General features: G+C 63.0%; 25 protein-coding genes. 8 read left to right on the forward strand and 17 right to left on the reverse strand.

Going from position 1 to position 25,262, the window contains the following annotated elements; translation table 11 throughout:
* Positions 1–2: 2 nt before the first annotated feature.
* The 4 genes from phnE to HZ993_RS06075 all read right to left on the reverse strand — a co-directional run bounded on the left by phnE (position 3) and on the right by HZ993_RS06075 (position 3,450).
* Positions 3–851: a phosphonate ABC transporter, permease protein PhnE gene (gene phnE / locus HZ993_RS06060; protein WP_209396355.1), complete on the reverse strand. Its 849-nt coding sequence runs from the start codon at positions 849–851 to the stop codon at positions 3–5.
* A gap of 6 nt (positions 852–857) precedes the next feature.
* Positions 858–1,685, reverse strand: a complete 828-nt coding sequence (locus HZ993_RS06065) for an ABC transporter permease (RefSeq protein WP_209396356.1) — start codon at positions 1,683–1,685, stop codon at positions 858–860.
* Entirely contained in the window at positions 1,676–2,509 is an 834-nt protein-coding gene (locus HZ993_RS06070; protein ID WP_209396357.1) for a phosphonate ABC transporter ATP-binding protein, read from the reverse strand. The genes HZ993_RS06065 and HZ993_RS06070 overlap by 10 nt, the downstream gene beginning before the upstream one ends.
* Positions 2,510–2,583: 74 nt before the next feature.
* Entirely contained in the window at positions 2,584–3,450 is an 867-nt protein-coding gene (locus HZ993_RS06075; protein WP_209396358.1) for a putative selenate ABC transporter substrate-binding protein, read from the reverse strand.
* A 77-nt stretch (positions 3,451–3,527) separates the two neighbouring features.
* On the opposite strand from HZ993_RS06075, the gene senB reads away from it, so the two are divergent.
* The 5 genes from senB to HZ993_RS06100 all read left to right on the forward strand — a co-directional run bounded on the left by senB (position 3,528) and on the right by HZ993_RS06100 (position 9,837).
* Positions 3,528–4,550, forward strand: a complete 1,023-nt coding sequence (gene senB / locus HZ993_RS06080; protein WP_209396359.1) for a selenoneine biosynthesis selenosugar synthase SenB — start codon at positions 3,528–3,530, stop codon at positions 4,548–4,550.
* 4 nt (positions 4,551–4,554) lie between these two features.
* A complete protein-coding gene (gene selD, locus HZ993_RS06085; RefSeq protein WP_209396360.1) occupies positions 4,555–6,843 on the forward strand; it encodes a selenide, water dikinase SelD in 2,289 nt (762 codons plus the stop codon).
* A gap of 103 nt (positions 6,844–6,946) precedes the next feature.
* Entirely contained in the window at positions 6,947–7,564 is a 618-nt protein-coding gene (locus HZ993_RS06090; protein WP_371816967.1) for a redoxin domain-containing protein, read from the forward strand.
* Positions 7,565–7,796: 232 nt separating this feature from the next.
* Positions 7,797–8,528, forward strand: a complete 732-nt coding sequence (locus HZ993_RS06095; protein ID WP_209396362.1) for an MBL fold metallo-hydrolase — start codon at positions 7,797–7,799, stop codon at positions 8,526–8,528.
* 7 nt (positions 8,529–8,535) lie between these two features.
* A complete protein-coding gene (locus HZ993_RS06100) occupies positions 8,536–9,837 on the forward strand; it encodes an MFS transporter (protein ID WP_209396363.1) in 1,302 nt (433 codons plus the stop codon).
* Positions 9,838–9,840: 3 nt separating this feature from the next.
* Here HZ993_RS06100 and HZ993_RS06105 read toward each other — a convergent pair whose 3' ends face one another.
* The 4 genes from HZ993_RS06105 to HZ993_RS06120 form a co-directional block, all read right to left on the reverse strand.
* Positions 9,841–10,500, reverse strand: a complete 660-nt coding sequence (locus tag HZ993_RS06105) for a metalloregulator ArsR/SmtB family transcription factor (protein WP_209396364.1) — start codon at positions 10,498–10,500, stop codon at positions 9,841–9,843.
* A 73-nt stretch (positions 10,501–10,573) separates the two neighbouring features.
* Entirely contained in the window at positions 10,574–11,542 is a 969-nt protein-coding gene (locus HZ993_RS06110) for a DMT family transporter (protein WP_209396365.1), read from the reverse strand.
* A gap of 10 nt (positions 11,543–11,552) precedes the next feature.
* A complete protein-coding gene (locus tag HZ993_RS06115; RefSeq protein WP_371816968.1) occupies positions 11,553–11,900 on the reverse strand; it encodes a YnfA family protein in 348 nt (115 codons plus the stop codon).
* A complete protein-coding gene (locus tag HZ993_RS06120; protein ID WP_209396366.1) occupies positions 11,897–12,316 on the reverse strand; it encodes a helix-turn-helix domain-containing protein in 420 nt (139 codons plus the stop codon). Before HZ993_RS06120 ends, HZ993_RS06115 begins: the two co-directional genes overlap by 4 nt.
* Before the next feature lie 94 nt (positions 12,317–12,410).
* Between HZ993_RS06120 and HZ993_RS06125 the strand changes: the two genes are divergently transcribed.
* Positions 12,411–12,713 (forward strand): hypothetical protein, encoded by a 303-nt coding sequence (locus HZ993_RS06125; protein WP_209396367.1) that lies wholly within the window; start codon positions 12,411–12,413, stop codon positions 12,711–12,713.
* Positions 12,714–12,793: 80 nt separating this feature from the next.
* Here the strand turns inward: HZ993_RS06125 and HZ993_RS06130 are convergent, their stop codons facing one another.
* The 8 genes from HZ993_RS06130 to HZ993_RS06165 all read right to left on the reverse strand — a co-directional run bounded on the left by HZ993_RS06130 (position 12,794) and on the right by HZ993_RS06165 (position 22,921).
* Positions 12,794–13,159, reverse strand: a complete 366-nt coding sequence (locus HZ993_RS06130) for a hypothetical protein (protein ID WP_209396368.1) — start codon at positions 13,157–13,159, stop codon at positions 12,794–12,796.
* A gap of 27 nt (positions 13,160–13,186) precedes the next feature.
* Complete coding sequence (locus HZ993_RS06135; protein ID WP_209396369.1) at positions 13,187–16,306, reverse strand: efflux RND transporter permease subunit; 3,120 nt, start codon at positions 16,304–16,306, stop codon at positions 13,187–13,189.
* Positions 16,307–16,324: 18 nt separating this feature from the next.
* The gene (locus tag HZ993_RS06140; protein ID WP_209396370.1) at positions 16,325–17,452 is read right to left on the reverse strand and encodes an efflux RND transporter periplasmic adaptor subunit; all 1,128 of its coding nucleotides are present in this window, start codon (positions 17,450–17,452) and stop codon (positions 16,325–16,327) included.
* Positions 17,449–18,009, reverse strand: a complete 561-nt coding sequence (locus tag HZ993_RS06145; protein ID WP_245213834.1) for a hypothetical protein — start codon at positions 18,007–18,009, stop codon at positions 17,449–17,451. The genes HZ993_RS06140 and HZ993_RS06145 overlap by 4 nt, the downstream gene beginning before the upstream one ends.
* Before the next feature lie 48 nt (positions 18,010–18,057).
* Positions 18,058–19,368, reverse strand: coding sequence for a TolC family protein (locus tag HZ993_RS06150; RefSeq protein WP_209396371.1), 1,311 nt, complete (start codon positions 19,366–19,368; stop codon positions 18,058–18,060).
* 136 nt (positions 19,369–19,504) lie between these two features.
* Positions 19,505–19,879 carry a cation efflux protein, CzcI family gene (czcI, locus tag HZ993_RS06155; RefSeq protein ID WP_209396372.1) on the reverse strand — a complete coding sequence of 125 codons (375 nt, stop codon included), beginning with the start codon at positions 19,877–19,879 and terminating at the stop codon, positions 19,505–19,507.
* 53 nt (positions 19,880–19,932) lie between these two features.
* Positions 19,933–20,679 (reverse strand): transglutaminase family protein, encoded by a 747-nt coding sequence (locus HZ993_RS06160; RefSeq protein ID WP_245213837.1) that lies wholly within the window; start codon positions 20,677–20,679, stop codon positions 19,933–19,935.
* 4 nt (positions 20,680–20,683) lie between these two features.
* Positions 20,684–22,921 carry a heavy metal translocating P-type ATPase gene (locus HZ993_RS06165; RefSeq protein WP_209396373.1) on the reverse strand — a complete coding sequence of 746 codons (2,238 nt, stop codon included), beginning with the start codon at positions 22,919–22,921 and terminating at the stop codon, positions 20,684–20,686.
* Between the two features lie 77 nt (positions 22,922–22,998).
* On the opposite strand from HZ993_RS06165, the gene cadR reads away from it, so the two are divergent.
* Positions 22,999–23,430 carry a Cd(II)/Pb(II)-responsive transcriptional regulator gene (cadR, locus tag HZ993_RS06170; RefSeq protein WP_209396374.1) on the forward strand — a complete coding sequence of 144 codons (432 nt, stop codon included), beginning with the start codon at positions 22,999–23,001 and terminating at the stop codon, positions 23,428–23,430.
* Between the two features lie 129 nt (positions 23,431–23,559).
* Complete coding sequence (locus tag HZ993_RS06175; RefSeq protein WP_245213839.1) at positions 23,560–24,366, forward strand: Crp/Fnr family transcriptional regulator; 807 nt, start codon at positions 23,560–23,562, stop codon at positions 24,364–24,366.
* A 21-nt stretch (positions 24,367–24,387) separates the two neighbouring features.
* Here the strand turns inward: HZ993_RS06175 and HZ993_RS06180 are convergent, their stop codons facing one another.
* Entirely contained in the window at positions 24,388–25,239 is an 852-nt protein-coding gene (locus HZ993_RS06180) for an EAL domain-containing protein (protein WP_209396375.1), read from the reverse strand.
* Between the last annotated feature and the right edge of the window lie 23 nt (positions 25,240–25,262).

The raw sequence follows: 25,262 nt of genomic DNA on the forward strand, positions 1-25,262 counted from the left end.
CCCTACCGCGACAGCGCCTTGCGCACCGCATAGCTCAAGGCATCCACCAGCGCCACCAGCACCAGCATGGCCAGCAGCACGGTGCTGGTCTCGCCCATCTGGAACAGGCCCATGTGGAAGGCCAGCATCTGGCCCAGGCCGCCAGCCCCCACCACACCTAGCACGGCAGCGGCGCGGATATTGTTTTCCCAGCGGTACAGGCTGTAGCTCAGCAACTGCGGCAGTACCTGCGGCAGCGTGGCATACAAAAACACGCGCCCCTCGCCCACGCCGCGCACGCGCAGCGCAAAGGCGGGGCCTGGTGTGGTGTTTTCAATCGCTTCTGCAAACAGGCGGCCCAGCACACCTGCCGTGTGCAGCCCCAGGGCTAGCGTGCCGGCAAAGGGGCCCAGGCCTGCAGCAATCAACAGCAGCGCGGCCCACACCAGCTCGGGCGTGCTGCGCAGGGCATTGAGTACTAAACGTGTCAGCCCGCGCCAGCGGGCCGGGTCTTGTGCGTGCACACGTGCGGCAGGCAGCGCCAACAGCAGGCCCAACACCACGGCCAGCAGCGTGCCCACGGCCGACATGGCCAGCGTTTCCAGGGCGGCCAGGGCCACCTTGGCCACAAACGCGCCGCCCATGGCCGGTTGCAACAGCTCCGCCAGGAAACGCCCCATGCGTTGCATGGCATCCCACGACCAGAACTGCGCCCACTGCAGGTTCAGCGTTGCAAAGCTGGCGACCACCAGCACCACCACGCCCAGCACCAGCCAGCAGGCCTTGCACCGTGCATCAAACAATTTGGGCGGCAGCTTGTAGGTGTCGTTGGCGGCGCACTGTGCCGTGGCTGGGGGTTGTGGGCTTTGCATGGTGTGTCAGGCCAAAGCCTTGCGCAACGCCGCACTCATGCGGTCTGCCAACCAGACCAGCGCCATAAAGACCAACAGAATGCTGGCCACCTCGGAACCATTGAACATCTTCATCGATGAGTCCATCAACTGGCCCAAGCCACCCGCGCCCACAAAGCCCAGCACCGCGCTGGAGCGTATGGCGCATTCCCAGCGGTAGACGGTGTAGCTGGTCAGCTCGGCCGCTGTCTGTGGCAGCAGCGCGTAAAAAAAGGCCTGCAGGCGCCCCGTGCCGTTGCGCAGCAGACTGGCCGTGGCATGGGTGTCGCTGCTCTCCAGAATGTCGGCATACACCTTGCCCAGCATGCCGCCGTAGGTGAGTGCTATGGCCAACACACCCGATGTGGGGCCCAGCCCCACCACGCGCACAAACACCAGTGCCCACACCAGCTCGGGCACGCTGCGCAGCAGGGTCAGCACCCAGCGCACCAGTTGCCGCACCACCAAAGGCACGGGGGCCATGGCGCCGGCCAATGCGGAGAGCGACAACACCCGCACCGACAACAGCGCCAGCGGCACCGCCAGCAACAGCGCCAGCGTCAGGCCTGCCGTGGCCATGGCCACGGTGCGCCAGGTCTCACGGGCCAGCAGTACCAAAAATTCCGTATCCGCACGCGGTGGGAAGAAGTCGCCCACAAAGTGCAGTGCCGGTTTGAGCGCACCCGGCTCCAGCAGCACCCAGGGTTTGAACTCGGCCAGCACCAGGGCCGGCCACAACACGGCCAGGCCGGCCAGTGCCCAAAACACCCGCGCAGCCCAAGCGGGGTCGCGCACGGTGGGGCTGATTACCTGCATTGCATGGCCACCGGGGCGGGTGCAGCGGGTGGCCCATCTTCTGGCGCGGGGGCAGCGCCATGCAGCTCGTGCAGGTGCTGCGCATACAGCGCTTGCAGGTGTGCGGGCGTCACATCGGCCGCGGGCAGGTCAAAGGCCAATGCGCCGTCGCGCAAACCCACGATGCGCGGAAAGTGGGCCAGCGCCATCTCTACATGGTGCAGTGTGGCCACCAGCGTGGCGCCCCGCGCGTGTGCGGCCTGGGTCAGGGTCTGCACGGCATGTTGCGAACGGGTGGGGTCCAGCGCCGACAGGGGCTCGTCCACCAGCAGCAAGCTGGCCTGCGACACCAGGGCCCGCGCCAGTCCCACACGCTGGCGCTCACCGCCCGAGAGGCGGTCCACACGCTCAAACAATTTGTCGGCCACATCAAACCCGGCCAAGGCACGCTCGGCACGGGGAATGTCGACCGGGTAGAACAGACTGCGCAGGCTGGTCCACAGGCCCTCGTGGGGCAGGCGCCCTGCCAGCACCGCGGTGACGACCCGCTGGCGCGGTGGCAGCGGCGGCACCTGGGGTGCCAGAAACAGCGCAGCGCGCTGCCTTTGCAAGGCGCCGCGCGACAGTTGCCAGGGGTCTTGGCCGTCCAGCAACAGGCGGCCCGCCGAGGGCTTGAGCGCACAGGCCAGCAGGTGCAGCAGCGTGGTCTTGCCAGCGCCCGATGGCCCGATGATGGCCACCTGCTCACCCGCTGCCACCTCCAGGCTCACCGCGTGCAGTGCGGGTGCAGCGCCGGTCTTGGCAGCCGGGTGGCAGCCCGAGAGGCCTTGTAGCTGGATCTTCATATGCGAAATTGGCCTTTAGCCCCCGTGAAATATAGGTAGTTCGCTATCAACTTCGAAGCAAACGCCCGTTGACACTATTTCAACAATCCAGCGCTACGGGCCGCTGCCTCAATGCCCTTGTAGTTGTCCGCCTTGGTGGGGATGAAACGGGTGGCGCGTTGCAGCTCCAGAATCTCTTTGCCTTCGGGCGTGCTCTTGTCCAGGCTCAAGAAGGCCTTGGTCAGCTTCTCGCGCTGAGCGGCGGGCATGTCGGCGTGCACGGTCCAGTTGTAGTCAAAGTAGCCGGGCGTGGTGTAGAAGACTTTGACCTTGGTGGTGTCCACCTTGCCCTCGGCCACAAACTTTTCCCAGACCGAGATGTTCAGCGCACCGGCCTCGACCTTGCCAGCGGCCACGGCGGCGATGGTGGCGTCATGTGCGCCCGAGTAGGCCACGCGTTTGAAATCCTTGTCGGGGTCGATATTGGCCTGCAGCAAGAAGCTACGGGGCATCAAATGGCCCGAGGTGCTGGACTGTGATCCAAAGCTCACGTTCTTGCCCTTCAGGTCGGCCAGGGTCTTGATGCTGGGGTCGCTGGTGATGAAGACCGAGCGGAATTTTTCATCTTCTTCGCGCTGCACCAGGGGCACGGCCTTGCCGCCAGAGCGCACATTGGCCTGCACAAAGGTAAAGCCGCCGTACCAGGCCAGGTCGACCTGTTTGTTGGCCAGGGCCTCCACCGACGCGGCGTAGTCGGTCACGGGGGTGAACTCGACCTTCATGCCCAGGGTCTTCTCCAGGTACTTCACCAGTGGTGCGGCCTTGCGGGCCAGCTCGGTGGGCGCCTCGTCAGGGATGGCGGTGACCTTGAACACGGCTTGCGCCTGTGCCAGGGATGCGGACAGGGTCAAGGCCAGCGCCAGTACGGCGTGCAGGGGGCGAAAACGGGGGGTATTCAGCATGGGGATAACTCCAAAGGGAAAAACAACCGGTCGATTAGACTCGAAACGCACCCGCCCTGCACACCAAGCCACCCGCCATGCCCCTGCCCCGTGTTCTCATCATCAGCCCGGCCGCGGCATCGGCCAACAATGGCAATTGGCAAACCGCCTGGCGCTGGTCCCGCATGTTGCACCCGGCCTACCACACCACCATTGCGCAAGACTGGCACGGTGAACCCTTTGATGTGATGCTGGCACTGCACGCCAAACGCTCGGCCGGGCCTATCGCCCGCTGGGCGCAGGCACAGGGAGCCGCTGCCAACGCACCCGGTTTGGGTGTGGTGTTGACGGGCACGGACTTGTACCGCGACATCCAGACCGATGCATCGGCCCAGGCCTCTTTGGTGTACGCGCGGCGCCTGGTGGTGCTGCAAGAGCGCGCGCCCGATGACCTGCCGCCCCAACACCGCGCCAAAACCCGTGTGATTTTCCAATCGGTCACGCCACACAAGCCTTTGATAAAAACCCAGCGGCACCTGCGGGCCGTGATGGTGGGCCATCTGCGCGATGAAAAATCTCCCCAGACCCTGCTGACTGCGGCCCGCCTGCTCGCACACCACACCGACATTTTGATAGACCACATTGGCGACGCGCTGGATGCCGATCTGGGCCGGCAAGCCCAAGCCTGTGCCGCCGCATGCCCGCAATACCGCTGGCTGGGTGGCCTGCCCCACGGCGCTGCACGCCGGCGCATCCAAAACGCCCATGTGCTGGTGCATGCCAGCCGCATGGAGGGTGGCGCCCATGTGCTGATGGAGGCCGTGTGCAGCGGCACCCCCGTGCTGGCCTCGCGTATTGCGGGCAACATGGGCATGCTGGGTGCCGACTACGCGGGTTATTTTGAACACGGCGATGCCCAGGGCCTGGCCGACGCGCTGCTGCGCTGCCGTGCGGCCCAACAACACCCTACCGCCGACCCGTTGTACAGCCCTTTCTACAGCCAGCTGCAAGCCCAATGCGCCCAGCGTGCCCCCCTGTTTGCGCCCGCCAACGAGCAAGCCGCCCTGTTGCAGCTGGTGCGCGAACTGCTCGTACACACCCCCGCCACCGAGGCACTCTAACCGCATGCAAGCCCCTGACCAACCGATTCTGCGCGACATTGTTTTAGTGGGTGGTGGCCACAGCCATGTGGCCGTGCTCAAAAGTTTTGGCATGCGGCCCATGCCCGGTGTGCGCCTGACCGTCATTTGCACCGATGTGCACACCCCGTATTCCGGCATGTTGCCCGGCTACATCGCAGGCCACTACGATTTTGATGCCGTACACATCGACCTGAGCCGCCTGGCCGTGTTTGCCGGTGCACGGCTCTACCGCGACGAGGCCGTTGGCCTGGACCGCATCAACCGCAAGGTGTTGTGCCGCAACCGCCCGCCGGTGCCGTACGACCTGTTGTCCATCAACATGGGTGCCACACCGCAGGCCCATGGTGTTCCGGGCGCCGCGGAGCATGCCGTAGCCGTCAAACCCATCGCGCGTTTCAACGACCGCTGGCTGGCCCTGCTGCAGCGTGTGCAGAGCCACCCCGGCACAACCACGGTGGCCGTGGTGGGTGCCGGAGCCGGTGGTGTGGAGCTGCTGCTGGCCATGCAATACCGCTTGCGCAAGGTCTTGCAGTCTTTGGGCCGCAACCCGGACGAGCTAGTCTTTCACCTGTTCACCGACCGCGATGTGATCCTGCCCACCCACAACTCCGGCGTGCGCCGGCGGTTTGACACGGTGCTGTCCGCGCGCGGCGTGGTTGTGCACCGCCAGGCCGCTGTCACCCAAGTCACGCACGGGCGATTGCTGACGGCGTCTGGCGCAGTGGTGGATGCGGACGAAATCGTATGGGTCACCCGCGCCGGAGCCGCCGCCTGGCTGCAAGACACCGGCCTGGCCCTGGACGCCGATGGCTGCATACAGGTGTTGGACACGCTGCAATCGGTTTCCGACCCAAGCATCTTTGCCGCGGGTGACGTAGCGTGTATGGTCAACCATCCGCTGGAGAAGGCCGGTGTGTTTGCCGTGCGCCAGGGGCCGCCCTTGACCGAAAACCTGCGCTTAAGCGTGCAAGGCAAGGCACCCAAACCCTACCACCCGCAGCGCAAATGGCTGGCGCTAATCAGCACGGGCGACCGCTATGCCATAGCCTCGCGCGGCTGGCTGGGTTTTGGGGGTGCCTGGGTCTGGCGCTGGAAAGACCACATTGACCAAGGCTTCATGCGCAAGTTCCAGGTCCTGGCGCCCATGCAAGCCGGTGCAGCGCCCCAGCAGGCGCCCAGCCCCAGCACGGTGGCGCTGACGTCTGAAGAATCACTGCAAGCCATATCGGCCATTGCCATGCGCTGCGGCGGCTGTGGTGCCAAGGTGGGGGCCACCGTGTTGTCGCGCGCACTGGGCCAGTTGCACCCGGTGGACCGCGACGATGTGGTGGTGGGCCTGAAAGACCCCGACGATGCCGCCGTAGTACGGGTGCCGCCGGGCATGGCCATGGTGCATTCGGTGGACTTTTTCCGGGCCTTTATCGACGACCCCTACCTCTTTGGCAAGGTAGCCGCCAACCACACTTTGGGCGACATCTGGGCCATGGGTGCCCAGGCGCAATCGGCCACGGCCATTGCCACCGTGCCGCCGGGCCTGGAGAGCAAGGTCGAAGACCTGCTGTTTCAGATGATGACCGGCGCGCTGGAAGTGCTCAACGCCGCCAACTGCGCGCTGGTGGGTGGCCACACCGGCGAGGGCAAGGAGCTGGCCCTGGGCTTTGCCATCAACGGCCTGATTGCCGACGACCCCGCGCAAATTCTGCGCAAGAACGGCATGCGCCCGGGCGACGTGCTGATCCTCACCAAACCCATAGGCACAGGCACCCTGTTTGCGGCCCACGCCCGCCTGGCCGCCAAGGGCCGCTGGATAGACGCGGCGCTGCAATCCATGGTGGTGTCCAACCAGCAGGGGGCTCAATGCCTGCGCGAACACGGCGCCACCGCCTGTACCGACCTGACCGGCTTTGGCCTGCTGGGCCACCTGGTGGAAATGACACGCCCCAGTGGGGTGGACGCCGAGTTGGACCTGGCCGCCCTGCCCCTGCTGGACGGCGCACAGGAGTGTGTGGCCGCCGGCATCGTCAGCTCGCTGCAGGGGGCCAACGTGCGCCTGCGCCGCGCCCTGCGCAACCAGGAGGCCATGGTCTCGCACCCGCGCTACCCGCTGATTTTTGACCCGCAAACCGCTGGTGGTCTGCTGGCCAGCGTGCCCGCCGACCGGGCCGAAGCCTGCATCGCTGCGCTGCGCCAGCTGGGCTACCCACACACGGTGGCGATTGGCCGGGTGCTGGCGCAAACCGATGCGCTGGAGCCTATTACGCTCCGCGGGTGAACTTTTTGCATAACCGCAGGTCCCAAGGTCCACGCCTCTAGCCCGGCGTCTTTTCTGAACCCGGTCGATGGTGACCCAACAAGGAACTACAGCAATGATGACGATGAAACACACAATCGTGGCAGTGGCCGCGCTGGCAGCCAGTCTGGCGTTTGTGGGACACGCCCACGCACAAACCCAGGTGGGGCAACCGGCACCCCAGTTCTCGGCGGTCGACACGGCCGGCAAAGCTGTGTCGCTGGCAGACTTCAAGGGCAAATACGTGGTGCTGGAGTGGACCAATCCCGAATGCCCCTTTGTGCAAAAACACTACACCAGCGGCAACATGCAGGCCACCCAGAAGCACGCCGCCAGCAAAGGGGTGGTCTGGCTGCAGGTCAACACCACCGGTGGCAGCGAGAAAGACAGCAAGCTGGCCGCCGAATTGGCCCAGTGGTTCAAAGACCAGAAGACCACCGCCCAGGCCCTGTTGATGGACGGCGGCAAACTGGGCCAGGCCTTTGGTGCCAAGACCACTCCCCACATGTACCTGATAGACCCGGCCGGCAAACTGGTTTACGCCGGTGCCATTGACAGCAAGGCCAGCGCCAACCCCGGCGACATCGCCACAGCCACCAACTACGTGACCCAGGCCATCAACGAGACGGCTGCCGGCAAGCCCGTCAGCAAACCGGTGACCGGGGCCTACGGCTGCTCGGTCAAATACGCCAGCGCGGGTTAATCCACCAATTCGCCACCAACCCACCGCGCCGCGCACGTGCCGACCAAGCCACCTTCGGGTGGCTTTTTGCTTTCAAAAACATAGCAATACATTGAATATTGACGGGGGCAAGAGGCCGATTTTGCTCTAAGCCATCCGCTCCAGAGCGCGCTTGATCACCTAACAATCTAATATCCCTTAGAATATGCGTATCAAATAATCCTTTGGCTGCCAGGACGGCCACAACACCACCATGTTTTTCAAACAACTGCCCGCACATGCGTCGTCTCTGTCCTACTTCTTCGGTTGCGCGGGCCATGGTCTGGCGGTGGCTGTTGACGTGGTGGCAGGTGACGAAGACTGGTTTGTAGAGCAGGCCCAGGCTGCGCAGGTGCGCATCACCCACGTGATCGACACCCATGTGCACGCCGACCACTACAGCGGGGGGCGGGCGCTGGCGGCGCGCGTTGGCGCACCGTATTGCCTGCATGAGAGTGCCCGATCCTTCGTGGGCTTCGACTTCACCCCACTGGTGGACGGACAACTGCTGGCGCTTGGCAATGTCACGGTCCAAGTCATACACACACCGGGCCACACACTCGACAGTATCTGCCTGCTGGTGACAGACGCGCGGCGCGGTGACGAACCCTGGTTCGCCATCACGGGAGACACTTTGTTTGTCGGTGCGGTCGGGCGCCCGGACCTGGCTGGGCGAGAGCAGGAAATGGCAGGACTGCTGTTTGACAGCCTGAGCCAGAAGCTGCTCAACCTGCCCCATCAACTGGAAATTTTCCCCGGCCACCAGGCGGGCAGTGCCTGCGGAGCGGGTCTGTCGGGCAAGCCGTCTTCCACCATGGGTTTTGAGAAGCGGTGGAACCCGTTTTTGAGCATGGACCGCGACACGTTTGTGCGTGAGCTGACGGCCACCGCCACACCAAGCCCCGCTGAGATGGACCGTATGGTAGCCGCCAATATTTCGGCCTGAAACAACCATGGAACTCCACCACGGCATCCGCCACAACCGCGGGCAATTCCTGCACTTGCTGCTGCAGGTGTTGCTGGTCGGGCTGACCCTGGGCATGACACGCACGGTGGTGCCCGCCCTTGCAGAGTCCGACTTTGGTGTGCCTAAAAATTCGTTTCTGCTGCTGAGCTCTTTTGTTGTCGCCTTTGGCCTGGTCAAGGGTGTCATGAATTTTGTGGCGGGTCGGTTGTCGGAGCGGGTGGGCCGCAAGCGGGTGCTGCTGTTGGGCTGGGTGGTGGCGTTGCCCATTCCCGTCATGGTCTGGTACGCCCCGAGTTGGAGCTGGGTGGTGGTGGCCACCGTGTTGTTGGGCATCAACCAGGGGCTTACCTGGTCGATGACACAAACCGCCAAGCTTGACATCACACGGCTGGAAGAACGCGGATTAACACTCGGGCTGAATGAGTTTGCAGGTTACGTGGGGGTGGCACTGGCCGGCATCCTCACGGCCTACCTGGCCACGCGGTTCGGCGCGCGCCAAGGCCTGATGGTGTTCGGCACGGTGGTCATAACCTCGGCCCTGCTGCTGACCCAACTATGGGTCAAGGACACGCTGCCCTGGGCCAAGGCAGAGGCAGCCAAACATGCGCCGGGGTCTGCTCAGCAGTTGCGTCCACGGTATCCCACGAACGTGTCTGCCAATCCATCCACCTGGGAAATTTTCACCCTCATGAGCTGGCGCGACAAACGCCTGATGGCGCTCAGCCAGGCGGGGCTGGTGGAGAAGTTTGTCGACGCGCTGGTGTGGGTGTTCTACCCCGTGTTCTTGTACCAGCAGGGCGTCAGCCTGACCAACGTGGGCTGGATCATTGGTGTGTATGGGTTGGTGTGGGGTGGGTCCCAGCTTTTCACCGGCAGGCTGTCGGACCGGATCGGACGCCACGGTCTCAACATTGGCGGCATGTGGATATGCGGGACCGGTGTGGCCGCCATGGTGCTGGGTGACGGCGTGGCGTGGTGGGCGGTTGCTGCCGGTGTCTCGGGCTTGGGCATGGCCATGTTGTACCCCAACCTCTCGGCGGCGGTGGCCGACATTGCACACCCTGCCTGGCGCGGTTCGGCCATAGGCATCTACCGCTTCTGGCGCGACCTGGGCTACGGCATTGGTGCCCTGGGCCTGGGTCTGGCGGCGCACTTCACCGGCCAGATGCAGGCAGCCTTCTGGTTTGTGGCCGTGTCGATGTTGGTATCGGGCGGCGTGTTGTGGTGGTTGGGGGAGGAAACACACCCGCGCCTGAATCCGGCAAAACCGCTGACCACAACGGCCTGAGCTTCACTTTGCCAGCGGCAAACCCGCAGCCTGCCACTCGCTGATGCCATCACTGGTTTTACGTGCGCGGTAGCCTTTGGCTTGCAACAGCTTGACCGCCTCATCCGACATCAGGCAAAACGGGCCACGGCAGTATGCCACGATGTCCACATCGCGCGGCAGTTCATCCAGACGTTGGGCCAGCTCGGCCAAAGGCATGGACCGTGCGTGGGGCAAGTGTGCAGTGTCAAACTCGTTCTGCGGGCGCACATCCAGCACGATGACCTCTCCGCGTTTGGCCTGGGCCATCAACTCCTTGCGGCCCACGCTGACCAGGTGGTCGGGGTCCGCTGCCATCTTCTGCACCGCCATCTGCAGCTCCACCAGATGTTCTTCTGCCACCTGGCGCAGCACCACGCCAAGCTGCGCCACATCCGGCCCCGCCAGTTTGTAATAGATGCGTTTGCCGTCACGCCGGGTTTGCACCAGGCGGGCTTCTTTCAGAGCCTTCAGGTGGGCACTGGCCAGTTTGTTGTCGATGGCGACTTCGGCGGTGATGGTTTCAACCGCCTTCTCCCCCTGGGCCAGCATCTCCAGAATCTCCAAACGCTTGGGGCTGGAGAGGGCCTTGCCCACACGGGACACCTGTTCGTACAAAAGGTCTTTGAGGGCGCGGTTGTTCATGGCTTCATTCTAATACTCACTAGATTGAATCCAAGCCATCCGCCCATTCGGGCGATGTGCAAACACGACGCGATCAATGCCCATGCCGATGGTGGACATCGGGAAAATGTTCATGGCTGTGGCGGACGGTTCCATGCGTGCGCGTGTGCTCGTAATCCAACGGTCCATGTTCGTGTTCGTGCGCGTGCTTTTCGGTCAAGTGCAACCAGACACCAATGGCCATTAGCAGCGCCGCGATCCAGAACTGGGGTCCGGCGGACTCACCCAGCACCACCAACGCAATCAGCGCGCCCACAAATGGCGCGGTAGAAAAGTAAGCGCCGGTGCGCGCGGTGCCCAGGCCCCGGAGGGCCAGCACAAACATCACCAGGCTGAAACCGTAGCCCAGCAGACCCACCGCCATCGTTTCCAGGGTGGTGACCACACTGGGCAAGCTAGCACCCAGGCTCAGTGCCAACACCGTATTGGCCAGGCCGGCCATGATGCCCTTGCTGCTGGCGATGAACAGCGCGTCCGACGCCGACACTTTGCGTGTCAAATTGTTGTCAATGGCCCAGCACAGACAGGCAAGGGATACGAGCACGGGCCCCGACCAGTCGACCAAGCGGGTGCTCTGCGCGGGCCAGGACAACACCAGGCCGCCTGCCACGATGGCGGCCATGCCCAACACAATACGTTTGTCGGCGTTCTCCTTGAACACCACCCAGGCGATGACCGCCGTCAACACAGCCTCCAGGTTCAGCAGCAATGACGCGCTGGCACCACTGGTTGTCATCAAGCCAAACATCAGGGCGACCGGGCCGGCCACACCACCAAAGAAGATGGCGCCCAACAGCCAGGGCCATTCCGCACGGCTGAGCCCCGGTGCCTGCCAACCCCGGTCCCGCACCAGGCGGATCAGCGTCAGCCCCAATCCACTGCCCAGGTACAGCAACCCAGCCAGCAGCACCGGTGGCATATGCCCCACCAGCAGTTTGGCAAAGGGTGTGCTGGCACCAAACAGGGCGGCAGCCAAAAGTGCAAAAAGGACGCTACGGTTCATACGTGAGCCATCAGGCCGTGCGATGCCCCAGCGCAATCACTCCCGCCCCGGCCAGTGCCAGGCCCACACCCACGTAATCATTCCATGTGGGCGCAACGCCATCCACAAAGTACAACCAAGCCAGCGCCGTGGCGATGTACACCGCGCCATAGGTGGCATACACACGCCCACTGGCAGCAGGATGCAGGGTCAGCAACCAGACAAAGACCACAAGGCTGAGGGCCGCAGGCACCAGCAGCCAGGCTGGGCCTTTGCCAGTCAGCCACAACAGGGGCAGGTAACAACCCACCAACTCGGCAACTGCCGTGGCAACAAACAAGCCAAAGGTTCGGGTCAACGCCAGGGTGTCCATCGTCATGTGGCGGCAGCCATGTCCGCCAGAATGCAGCAGTCTTTGGTAGGCCCTGCGCTGCAGGTGGCATCACAATTGCCCACCATCAATTCCAAGCTGGCCTCCAGCTGGCGCAGTTCGGCCAGCTTGGCGCGCACGGCGTCCAGGTGCTGCTGTGCCTGGTCACGCACCTCGCGGCAGGCACGGTCACCTTCCTCAAACAACTGGGCCAGCACCCGCACCTGCTCAATGGGGAAACCAAAGTCCCTGCACCGCTTGATGAAGGTCAGGCGGGTAAGGTCGCGGCGGCTGTAGTAGCGGTGGCCGTTGGCCGCACGCCCCGGGTTGGGCAACAGGCCAATTTGCTCGTAGTAACGGATGGTAGGCACACTGCAGCGCGTGTGGGCTGCCAGGGCTCCGATGGTGAGTGGAGAGTTGGACATTTCGAAAATTTCTCTCAAAAAGGGCTTGCACCTCAAGCTGCTTGAGCATCTACCGTACGGCCTGCACTATTGCACACAACACAAGGACCGTTCCATGTTTTCCATTCACAAAGCCCCGCCCGCCACAGGGAAAGCCACAGCCGCCGCCGTTGCAGCGGCTGTTGTGGCCTGCGGGGTCTGCTGTCTACCTTTGGTCGCGCCCCTGGCCGCAACCCTGCTGGCCAGCCTGGGCGTGTATTCCGCCAGCGATTGGTTGGCAAATGGCTGGTGGCTGGCAGCGGCGGCCCTGTTGGTGATCAGCCCCTTGGCGGTCTGGCTGTGGCGCAAACGGCAGCAGCGCGCTGCGCCACCTGCGTGTGCCACTGACTGCGGTTGCAAGTCCACCGGCAAGCCCTGAATAAGCAGACTACAAGCCACTATAAAAACAATAGCGTATGAATGAATAGTTACGGGGGCTAGTGGCCGATTTGGCTTGAACTACTTCAGCACAAAGCGTGCAGTAGACGACTTGCCGGCCAGCGACACCACGGCCACCACCTTGGTGCCGGCCGGCACCTTGAAGCTGCCCTTGGCTTCCAACTTGTCAGCCATCGGTTGCAGTTCGACCTCTTGTTTGTCGGAGCCCACCAGCAGGGTGAGTTTGGCCTTTGCCTTGCTGGCGTCCAGGGGTTTGCCATGGTCGCGCAGGTAGAGCTGCAACACATCGGGCTTGGCGACCAGTTCATAGTCCATGGCCTTGCCACCCACAAAGATGCCACCGTGTTGCGGGGTGTGGTCACCGCCTGCAAATGCCGCACCCGCGGCGACCAGGGCAAGGCTTGCGAAGAGTTGAGAGAGTTTCATACAGTTTCCTTTCAGGGTGGTAAAAAATCAGAATGCTTCTGCGTTGCGGTCATCCAGCAAACGCTCGGCGTCTTTGCGGCCAAACAGCCAGAACAGAACCGGTGTCAAAAACGTGTCTAGCAGCGTAGAGCTGATCAGGCCCGAGAAAATCACCACCGCAACGGGGTGCAATATCTCGGTCCCTGGGCGCTCGGCTTCAAACAGCAGAGGCGCCAATGCAAAGGCTGTTACCAGCGCGGTCATCAGCACCGGGCTCAGCCGCTCCAGCGAACCACGCACAATCATCTGGTGGTCAAACGCTTCGCCCTCGATGCGCATCAGATTGATGTAGTGGCTGACCTTGAGAATGCCGTTGCGCACCGAGATACCGGCCAGCGTGATAAAGCCCACCAGCGCCGCGACCGACAGTGGCTGGCCCGATAGCCACAAGCCCAGCACCGCACCCACCAGCGCCAGCGGAATATTGACCATGATCAGTGCCGACAGCGTGACCGACTGGTAACGGCTGTACAGCACCACAAACATCAGCACCAGCGACACGATGGACAACAAGCCCACCAGCTTAGACGCCTCTTCCTGCGCCTGGAATTGCCCGCCCAGCGTGATGAAGTAACCCTCGGGTAGTTTGACGTCGGCCACCACCTTGCGGATGTCTTGCACGATATCGGTCAGCGCCCGGCCCTGCGCATTGGCCGACAGCACGATGCGGCGTTTGCCATCGTCGCGGCTGATCTGGTTGGGGCCATCACTGTCTTCAATCGTTGCCACCTTGGACAGCGGCACGGCCCCTGCAGGCGTTTGCAGCAGGATATTGCCCAGGCCTTCCACCGAACGCGCAGACTCGGGCAGGCGCACCACCAGTGCGAAGCGGCGCGAGCCTTCCACAATCTGGGTCACTTTCTCGCCCTCCACCAGGCTTTGCAGCGTGGCCAGGATCTGCGGTGTGGGCACGCCGTATTGCGCGGCCGCCGCGTAGTCCACCCGGACCTTGATCTGCGGCGCAAGCACCTGCTTTTCGATCTCCAGGTCGGCCAGGCCGGGCACGTTGGCCAGCTTGGACCGCAGCACATCGGCCTGCCCGCGCAAGGTGTCCAGGTCATCACCAAAAATCTTGATGGCGATTTGTGAACGCACACCCGACAGCATGTGGTCTATGCGGTGAGAGATCGGTTGGCCAATCGCAATAGACGCCGGCAGATTGACCAGGCGGGCGCGGATGTCGGTAGAAATGGCGTCCATGGAGCGTGTCAACTCGGACGCGGGCTTAAGCCCCACATCCAGCTCGCTGACGTGTACACCTTCGGCATGTTCGTCCAGCTCCGCCCGGCCACTGCGCCGCCCCACATACGTGACCTCGGGCACCTGCCGGACCAGCTTCTCCGCCTGCTGCGCCAAGGCAGATGTCTCGGCCAGTGTGACACCCGGGTTGAGCCGCAGGCCGATCAGCAAGGTGCCTTCGTTAAAGGGCGGCAAAAAGGTCTTGGCGAAAAACGGCACGGCCACCACGGCCAGCAACACCGCCACGCCACTGGCCACCAGGGCCGCCTTGGGCGCAAGCAGCACCCGCTGCAGGCTGCTTTGGTAGCCCCGTTTGAGCCAGGCCAGCAACCGGGTATCCCCATGGTCTAGCGCGCGCATGCTGGGCAACAGGTAGTAGGCCAGCACCGGTGTGACTGTGACCGACACCAACAGCGAAGCCAGTGTGGAGACGATAAAAGCAATGCCCAAGGGCACGAAGAGCCGACCTTCCATGCCTGGCAGCGCAAACAGCGGCAGGAACACCAGCACGATGATGACGGTGGCGTAGAGGATGCCCGAGCGCACTTCCATGCTGGCTTTGGCGACCAGCTCCAGCGGGTTCAACCGGTGGTCGGGGTGGCGTTCGCGGTCCACCTTGAGGCGGCGCATCACGTTCTCCACATCCACTACCGCATCGTCCACCAGACCACCAATGGCGATGGCCAGGCCACCCAGTGTCATGGTGTTGATGGACAGCCCGAAGTACTGGAACACCAGCGCCGTCGTGAAGATGGACACCGGAATCGCGGTCAGCGCAATGATGGTCGGCCGCAGCGTGCCCAAAAAGAAGAACAGGATCACCGCAACAAAAATCGACGCACCGATCAGCTTGCCCTGCAGCGTGGTGATGGATGCCTCGATAAAACTGGCCTGGCGGAAAGTGACCTGGGGTTCGTCCATGCCCGCAGGCAAAGAACGCTTCATGTCTGTCAACGCGGATTCGATGGTGCGGGTCAGCGCAATGGTGTCGGCTGTGGGTTGTTTCTGGATGCCCAGAATCACCGCCGGCTTGCCTTCAAAACCCGCGTCGCCCCGTTTGATGGCAGGTGCAAATACCACCTCACCAATCTGGCGCAACAAGATGGGTTGGCCGTTCTTGGTCGTCAGTGCAAGGTTCTTCAAATCGTCCAGGCGCGAGGTTCGGCCCAGGTTGCGGATCAGGTATTCGCGGCCATTGAGCTCCAGAAAACCACCCGAGGTGTTGGACGAAAAACCTTTGAGCGCGTCCTCCAGCTGGTCATGGGTGATGCCCAGCTCGGCCATACGCGCCGTATTGGGCTGCACCTGGAACTGGCGCACCTCGCCGCCAATCGGTATCACCTGTGCCACGCCGGGCACGGCCATCAGCCGCGGGCGCAGCACCCAATCGGCATACTCGCGCACCTGCATCGGTGAAATTTTTGCTGTGTCGATGGGGATCGCAATTTGCAAAATCTCGCCCATGATGGAACTGATGGGCCCCATACGCGGCACCACACCGGCGGGCAAGCCTTCTTCCATGGCCGACAGGCGTTCGGACACCATCTGCCGCGCGCGGAAGATCTCCGTACTCCAGTCAAAGGTGACATAAATAAAGGACAGGCCGGCGCTGGAGACCGAGCGCACACTCTCCACACCGGGCAGGCCGTTCATCGTTGTTTCCAGCGGGAAGGTGAGCAGTTGCTCCACCTCTTCGGCTGCCATGCCACCGGCCTCGGTCATGATGGTGACAGTGGGTTTGTTGAGATCGGGGAACACATCCACCGGGGTGCGCGACAGCGTGAACGCGCCATAGGCCATCAACACCAGGGCGGCGATGAGGACCAGCAATCGGTTGGACAGGCTGTTATGGAGAAGCCACTTGAACATAATGTTTGTGACTCCTGCTTAGCGGATCTGGTTGATCAAGGTAGCCCCTTGTGTGGCGAAACGGTCACCCGCCTTCAGGCCCGATGTCACCGCCACCGATGCACCATCCAGCACCTCTACCGTGACGGTGCGCGGCTCAAACCGCTCGGGCGCGGTCTTGACCCACACCACGGCCTGGTTGGCCGGGTTCTTCAGCAGTGCCTGGGCAGGCACACGTAGGCCTTTGACACGGGTGGCTGTCTGCACATAGACCGTAACCGGCTGGCCCACGGCGAGTTTGGACAAGGCCGAACCCTCAGCGCTGAACAGCATGGGCAAGGCCTGCTCGCGCAGACTGCGTGCCGCGCCGATAAAGCGCAAAGCCACGGTGTCGCTACCCAGAGCCAGAGTGGCACCCGCCACATTGCTGGCCACGGCTGTGTCATAGGCCAGGGCCTCGATGCGCAGGCGGGCCGGGTCCACCACCTCAAACACCAGCTCGCGTGCATCCACCACCTGGCCAGCCACCGCGTTGCTGGACGCGATGACGCCTGAGACAGGGGCCACCAAAACGTCGCGGTTGTTCAGCCCGCCACTGACTGCGGCCATGCGTTCGGTCAGGCTGCTGAGTTCGCTCTGCGCAGCCTCTATGTCCTTGCGCGGCACGGTGTCAGCCAATGCTTGCAAGCGTGCCACACGTTTCTCGGCCAGCGCCTTGGAGGCCCGCAACTCGGCCAACACACTGGCCTGGTTGGACCGCTCGATGGCACCGCTGGACGGCACCACATAGGCCAGCACATCGCCTTTCTTGACCGCCTGGCCCACGCTGGGCAGACCCCGCGCACCGGCTTCCAGCCGCCCAGCGACCAGGGCCTGGACCTTGCCACCGGCATTGGGGTCCATCACCACCTTGCCCGCCAACTCCAGCGAGCGGGGCAGTTCGGCTTCCGTCACCTGCAGCGTGCGCACGCCGATTTGGCGTTGCGCGGGTTTGGGCAAAAACACGCTGCCATCGGGCAGGCGTTTGGGACCGTCGCCGCTGGCGGCGGCAGGGGCCGCATCGCCATGGTCGTGGCCCGCATCTGCCCACACAGGAGCGGCTACGGTCAGCAACACGGCACTGAGGACTTGGCAAGCGGCCAGTGTGAGAAAACGGGGCTTGTTCATGCGGCACCTCCAACACGGTTGTTGCGCTCTGCGCCCAGACGGCGCACGGCAAAGGCCAGCAGAGCCAGGACCAACAGCCCGCCGATGGCCCAGGCGCTATAGGTCTTCCACGTTGTGCCGTGTGCGCCGTCGGCATGGGTGTCGGCATGGATATCCAGATCACCGGCCAGCAGGTCGGTCACAGCACCTGCGACCACCGTTGCGGACACACTGATCTCACCGGGCTGCAGTTCTGCGGCCAGGGTGGCCTCAAACTCACCTTCGCCATGGGGTTGAACGGCGACTTTGGTACCACCCAGTTCAAGCTCCAGTGTTGCGCCCTTGACCGGGCTGTTGTCCGCCGCGTGGTCCAGGTACAGCACGATGTGTTTGCCGTCGACCACACCCACCAGTTCAAAGGCTTCGGAGGTGGCGGTGAAGCGGGGTTTGGCCGGGCCACCCACAGCGGCAGGTGCCTCGCCATGGTCGTGGCCTTCGCCAGACCAGCTGCTAAGGGATGCGGCAGCTAACAGTACCGCCAGTACAAAAGGCTTGCGTCGTGTCAAAAAATTCATCATGTCTGTGTTTCTTAGAAAGGGATAGGTAGTGCCGAGGGATGGCCGGGCCTATTCCGGCAACAGCCCCAGGGTTTGGCGCAAGTGGGACTGGGCCGCGGCCCGGTCTATCTGCGCGCGGGCGGCCTGGCGTTCGGCATCCGCTGCCTCGCGTTCGATGCGCAAACGGGTGGGCAGGTCGGTCTCGCCCATGTGATACGACTTTTGAAAGAACGCACGTGACTCTCCCGCCAAGTGCGCACGCTGCTGCGCAGCTTCCAGTTGGGTCTGGGCGGAGGCCAGGCCCACGCGGGCAGCCAGCACCTCACCCTGCAGACGTTCGCGTTCCATGCGCAAGGCCGCTTCGGCTTCGATCGCATCGGCCTGGGCGCTGGCGCGTTTGGCCATGTTGCGGCTGTCCGATCCCAGCGGTATGCGAATGCCCAGCGTGATGCTGTGCTGGTAAGCCTCATCGCGTTGCCCGCGGTCGCGGCTGGTGGCCAGTGTTATCTCGGGGTTGGCGCGGGTTTGCACCTGGGCCAGCTCGGCAGTGCGCTGGGCCACGTCGACACTGAGCTGCAGTTCGGCCACGGCCGGGTGGTCAACGTCCAGGGGCACAGCATCCTCTGGCCCAGTGCGCTCAGGCTCGGCCCCGGCGACGGCAGCAGATGGCGTTGCAACAAGCGTCGCGGTCGGCGTGGGAGACTGTGACACCAGACCGGTCAATGCGCGCAGCCGCTGTTCAGCGGTCGCAACTGCAGCCGTGGCTTCGGCAAGCGCCACCTGCGCACCCGCCACGGCGCCATCGGCTTGGTGCTGATCGGCTCGCGCCATATCACCGGCGCGCACACGCTTGGCCACATCCTGTGCCAACTGTTGGGTGTGCACCAACAGATCACCGGCCAGACCGTGGTCCGCGCGGGCACGGGCCCAGGCCCAATACGCCTCACGCACCTGCGCCGCGGTGCGCAACTGGGCCGCCCGCACCCGGCTACCCGCCGCGCGGGCCTGCGCATCGGCCACTGCAAGCGTGCGTGTGCGTTCGCCCGGCAGCCACAGTGGAATGCTGATGCCAGCCACGGTTTCATCACGCCCCAGGTTTTGGTTTATGCGGTCGGTCTTGGTCGACAACTCCAGCGCCACCGGCTCTACTGTCCAGCGGGTAGCCGCCTGTTGCTGGGCCACGGCCGCGTCTTGCCGGGCTTGCTGCGACAGGGCTTCGGGCTGGCGCTGCCACGCGGCTTCAAACGCCTGATTCAGCGTGGTGGCCGTTGTGGTGGTGGCTGTTGAGGGGCCAGCAACCGGTTCAGCGGCGGCGCTGACCGTGGCAGCCAGGGCCAGCACGGCACAGGGCCACCAGATAACTTGATTGTTTCGGAACATCCGATTCTCCAAAAATGAAAAACATTTGGGGGAATCGGCGAGAGGTGATCAACAGGACCCGGCACCACCGCCACGCACTGCACAAGGCATTGCGTACACGCGAGAGGGGTCGGGATTAAGAAGCCAGCCTCGCCGATCAGGCGAGGTGGGCCCAGTTGGGGCGTTCTGGCAGAGAAGCGGGTTGGGAGGACAAACGCAGTGCAGACAGGCTGTGTGTCTCGGACGGCAAGGTTGCCATAACCAGGGAGAGCGACTGCAACATGGCGGTGCAACAGCCGGCGTGGCAGGTGCCACAGTCCACATCAACCGCACCGGTTGTGGCGGGGTTGGCGCTTGCATCGTTGCCATCAGCGGAAGCTATGTCATCCGCCTCGTGCTGGTGTTCGTGGTGCCCCAGATGCTGGGTCGTGGCGGCTGTGTCACTTTCATGCTGGCAATAACTGGCCACTGCAGCCCAACTGAGCTGCATCGGTAAGAGAACCACGAGAAAGATGAGGAGCCAGCGACGCATAACAGCCAAAGTGTAGCAGCCGACTTTTATTGACCTTGACCCGCGTGTGTGTTTCATGCTGTGGCTCGGATACGCGCGACATTGCGGTTCATGCCGTGGCGAACAACGTTCACATAGAGCCAACGCTTGAACCCGCTCAGGTTGACGCCATGCTGCATGTAAAAGTCGTCTGGTGTGTCGTATAGCCCGAAGTCATGGTTGATCCCGTCCTTCTGGATAAAGGTGTCCTTGCCAACCCAGTCCACTGGCGCGCATTGCAGATTGGGCGTTGCCGCACCGTAGCCACAAAACGGTCCCTTGTGGTCCACAAATTTACGTTGCAGCGCTTGCAGGTAGGGCCGGTCCAGTATGAAACCTTCCAGGCGAACCCACTGGCCTGCGCTCCAGATCTCCACCCAGCTGTGGATGATGTTGCGCGGTGCAAGCTGGTAGGCCAGGCCGGTGATGGCCCCCTTTTGCAGCGCCTTGTCGATGGTGAACCCGTGGAAGCGGCAGGCCACGCCGACCGCACGCAATAGCGCCATCAACAGGGTGCCTTTGGTGTTGCATTGACCAATGCCATCGGCCAGCACCGTGGAGGCCGGAAGGTCATCGGATGCGTTGTAGCCAAAGGCGATGTCGTCACGTACAAAGTTGTAGACCGCGCCGATGCGTTCGTGTTCGGCAAGTTGCATCCATCCGCGTTGCGCGATCAGGCGCTGTATCGCCGCATGTTGGTAGTCCAGCACCGGACTTGTTTGCCGCCAGCGGGCCAGATCTGCAGCCATTGGTGCCACGGAAGAGGGTTGAAGAATGTCCATGGTCTCAAGCCTCGGCGCGCACACGCAACAGGCGCAGCCCATTTCCCACCACCAGCAGGCTGGCACCCACATCGGCAAACACCGCCATCCACATGGTGCCCGTGCCAAGCAGTGTCAGCACCAGAAACACGGCCTTGATGCCCAGCGCCAGAGCTATGTTTTGCACCAGCACCGCATGGGTGTGGCGGGACAGGCGCACAAAACGCGGCAGCTTGCGCAGGTCGTCGTCCATCAGCGCCACGTCGGCCGTTTCGATTGCAGTGCCGGTGCCAGCGGCCCCCATCGCAAAACCGATGTCGGAGCGCGCCAACGCAGGTGCGTCGTTGATGCCGTCACCCACCATGCCTACAACTCTCTTTGCACCGCCCACACCCATTTTGGCCTCGATGGCCTTGAGTTTGTCGTCGGGCAACAGGTCACCATGCGCTTCGTCCATGCCCACCTGCGCGGCAATGGCGTCTGCGGTGTGGGCGTTGTCGCCGGTCAGCATGAGGGTCTGGATGCCCAGTGCGTGTAATTCAGCAATGGCCTGGCGACTGCTGTCCTTGACCGTGTCGGCCACGGCAAACAAGGCGTGCACCTTGTGTTCGTCGGCCAACAGGATGACGGTTTTTCCTTGTTGTTCCAGCGCCGACAACTGCGCCTCCAGCGCGTCGGAGCAACGGCCTTGTTCATGGATCAGGCGGTGGTTGCCCAGGTAGAACAAGGTGTCGTCGATGCGGCCTTGGGTGCCACGGCCTGGCAAGGCCTCAAAGCCGTCCACATCTCGAAGCGCAACAGCATCCGCTTGCGCAGCCTGCGCCACGGCACGCGACACCGGATGGTCGGAGCGGCTGGCCAGGCTGGCGGCCAGGCTACGCGCCTGCACCGCATCACCACCGTTCAGTACCGCAAAGTCGGTTTGTACGGGCTTGCCGTGGGTGATGGTGCCGGTCTTGTCCAACGCCAGCCATGTGAGCTTGCGCCCTTCTTCCAGGTAGACGCCGCCTTTGATCAAAATGCCCTGTCGCGCCGCCGCGGCCAGACCGCTGACGATGGTGACCGGCGTGGAGATCACCAGCGCACACGGGCAGGCAATCACCAACAACACCAGCGCCTTGTAGATCCAGTCAAACCAGGCACCACCCATCAGCAAAGGCGGCAAGATGGCGACGACCAGCGCAATCGCAAACACCACCGGCGTATAGATTTTGGCGAACTGGTCCACAAAACGCTGCGTGGGTGCGCGCGCACCCTGGGCCTCTTCCACCGCGTGGATGATGCGGGCCAGCGTGCTGTTGTTCGCCACGGCGGTTACCGTGTATTCAAACGAGCCAGACGTGTTGACCGTGCCAGCGAACACCGGGTCGCCCTCGGCCTTTTCCACCGGCAGGCTTTCGCCCGTGATGGGTGCCTGGTTGATGGCCGAGCGGCCGCTGAGGATGGTGCCGTCCAGCGCGATACGTTCACCGGGTTTGATGCGCACCCGCGCTCCCACTGCCACCAGTTTGGCATCCACATCGGCCCACGTGCCGTTGGCCTGCATCACCGTGGCGCGCTCGGGGGTCAGCTGCATCAGCCCTTGGATGGCGTTGCGGGCACGGTCCAGCGACTGGGCTTCGATCAGCTCGGCAATGGTGAACAGCACCATGACCATCGCCGCCTCGGGCCACTGGCCCAAAAACAGCGCACCGGTCACGGCAATACTCATCAACGCGTTGATGTTGAGATTGCCGTTGCGGATGGCAATCCAGCCTTTCTTGTAGGTGGTCAAGCCGCACGCCAACACGGCAACCAATGCCAGTGCGGCAGCCACCCATGTGGGCAGGCCAAACCAGTGAGCGGCTTCAGAGCCTGCGGCTGCCACACCGGCCAGTGCCAACGGCCACCAGGGTTTGTGGTGTTCGGCAGCGGGCGCCTCCTTCGTCGATGCTGCACTGGTTACTTCGGGCGTAAAACCCAACGACCGCACGGCCGCCAGAATCGGCTCCAGGGCCAATGGCGCATGGCGCACGGTCAGCACACGCTGCATCAGGTTGAACTCCAGACCCGCCACACCCGCCATGCCACCCAGTTTCTTGCGCAGCAGGCCTTCTTCTGTGGGGCAATCCATTTGCAGGATGCGGATGGCGGTTTGTACGTTGCCGTCCTGCGCCACAGGCGGTGGCGCTTCGGGCGGCACCCGCACCGGGTTTGCGGCTACAGGCGGGTGGTCATGGCCGCAACAAGGGGCATGGGGCGGAAGTGGATGTTGGGCTGGCATAGGGTTTCCGTTAACAGATTCAGCCTATTACACAAGCTGTAGTTACTATAGAGTCAAGCTGTTTCTGGAGTTTTGTGATGAAAATCGGTGAACTGGCACGCAACGCCCAATGCACGGTCGAGACGGTTCGTTATTACGAGAAGGCTGGCCTGCTGGCCGAACCCGCCCGCACCGAGGGCAATTTCCGCGTCTACGGGCCGGAGCACCTGGAGCGCTTGCGCCTGATCCGCAACTGCCGCGCGCTGGACATGAGCCACGAAGAAATCCACGCGCTGCTGAAGCTGGCCAACACGGCAGATGGGGACTGTGGTGCAGTCAATGCGGTGTTTGACCAGCACATGGCCCATGTGGACACCCGCATCCGCGAACTGACCCAGCTCAAACTACAACTCAGCAGCCTGCGCCAGCGCTGCAACAGCGGCACGTCGGTGGACGCCTGTGGCATTCTGCAGGGGCTGGCAGCCATGGAGACCGAACAGCAACCGGGGCGCCACACACATTTGGGTTAACAAACGGTTACTATAAAAACAATAGCGCATTAGGTATATTCCACGGGGGCTACAGGCCAGTTTTTTGCAAATCACTTGGTCCTGCGACCCAACGCAGGCTACACTGTTTGTCCCACATCAGGAGTTCAATTGCCCCCGGTCGCTCCCACTGCCAATGGTTATGTCTACACCCGCCTGCGCCGTCTGGGCCTGTCGGACGCGCTGGCTGCGCAGACGGCGCCCGGCGTAAAGGTGCAGGCATTTGAAGCGGGCAAAAAAATCTGGACCAAGGGCAGTGAGGTGCAGCACTGGCAGTACATCATGAATGGTCTGGTGTCGGCCTCCATCCCCACCACCAATTCCGAATCCACACCCATATCAATCTACGGCAAGGGCTCATGGTTTGGTGAGCAATCCATCATCAACCGCAAGCCCAGTTTTGCGGACTATGTGTGCCTGACGCCAACCGAGGTGCTGCGCATGCCGGCTGCTACCTTTGACGCACTGTTTGGGCAAGAGCCCGAGTTCGCGCGTTATGTGGCCAAGCTTATGGCCTGGCGGGTGCAAAAAACATCCGAGACATTGACACTGATGAAGCTGGGCAACCCCTGCCTGCGCGTGGTGATGGGCCTGGCCCAGTTTGCCGAGGCACTGGCCTACCGCTCGGAGCGACCGCCCACCGTCGCCATGGGCGAAGGGGTAGAGATTCCGATTGCGCAGAACACGCTGGCGTCGCTGTGTGGTGTGTCACGCACGCTGTTTTCGGAGTATGTGCAGCAGCTGGCGCAGAAGGAATGGCTCAAGCTGCACTACGGCAAGCTGGAGATTTTGAACATTGCCACCTGGCTGCGTTTTGCGCGGCGCCAGCGTGAGGACAACGTGAACACCCTCAACCCCACCATCTCAGAACTACTGGAAGTTCTTCGCGTCCTCGGTGAGATGAAGCCTGCGCAGTAGAGAACGCGTGAGGGGCTTTTCTTAAAACGCGACTTCGGTCAAAACACCGCGGGCGCGCAGGTTCAGGCTGGAGATAGGGTCTTGTGCCGGGCTGCCCAGAAAATAACCCTGCGCCAGATCGACACCCAGCTTGCGCAAGGCACGCAGCTCGGCCTCGGACTCTACCGATTTGGCCAGCAGCACACAATCGTGGTTCTGGGTCAGGCGCACCAGGCTGTGGAACATGGCGCTGTTTTCGGTCACCGTATCCACATTGCGGGTCCAGCGTGCGGCTACTTTGACAATGCTGGGCAGCAGCTTGGTCCACACCCGCATGCTGTTGTCCGACACCTTGAAGTCATCCAGCGCAATGGCCATGCCCGCAGCGCGCAGCGGTTGCACGGCCTCCACCAGCGTGGTGATGCTGGGGATGCGGGTGTAGCCCGTGATGTCCAGCCCCATACGTTTGGGCTGCAGCTTGTGTTTGCGCAGCACTTGCAAGAGGGTGTCAGTGCCACCCGACTCGTGCAACTGCACCAGGGTGTAGGCGCTGATATTGACAAACAGCTGGCCCTTGGGCTGGTCGGCCAGAAAATGCTCAATCGCAAGCTCCAGACAACCCAGCTCAAACTGCTTCTGGAAGTGTTGCTCTTTGGCGGCCGCCAGCAGATCTTCGTACGACCAGTCCCCCACGCTGCGGGGCGTGCGTATCAGGGCCTCGTGGCCCATCACCGAGCCGGTGCGCAGGTCAACCATGGGCTGGAACACGGTTGCCAGGGATCGGCTGTCCAACAACTCGCTCACCCGCGGCGCACCAGTGGCGTCAGGGTTCTGGCGGGCGCGCCACCAGTGTTGAATGTTTTGGGTCCAGAAACGCACGGAGGAGGTTTTCATAAGGCAAACGGGGCAATGGGCTA

Origin of the sequence: Rhodoferax sp. AJA081-3, assembly GCF_017798165.1 — a bacterium.
Taxonomy (GTDB): domain Bacteria; phylum Pseudomonadota; class Gammaproteobacteria; order Burkholderiales; family Burkholderiaceae_C; genus Allorhodoferax.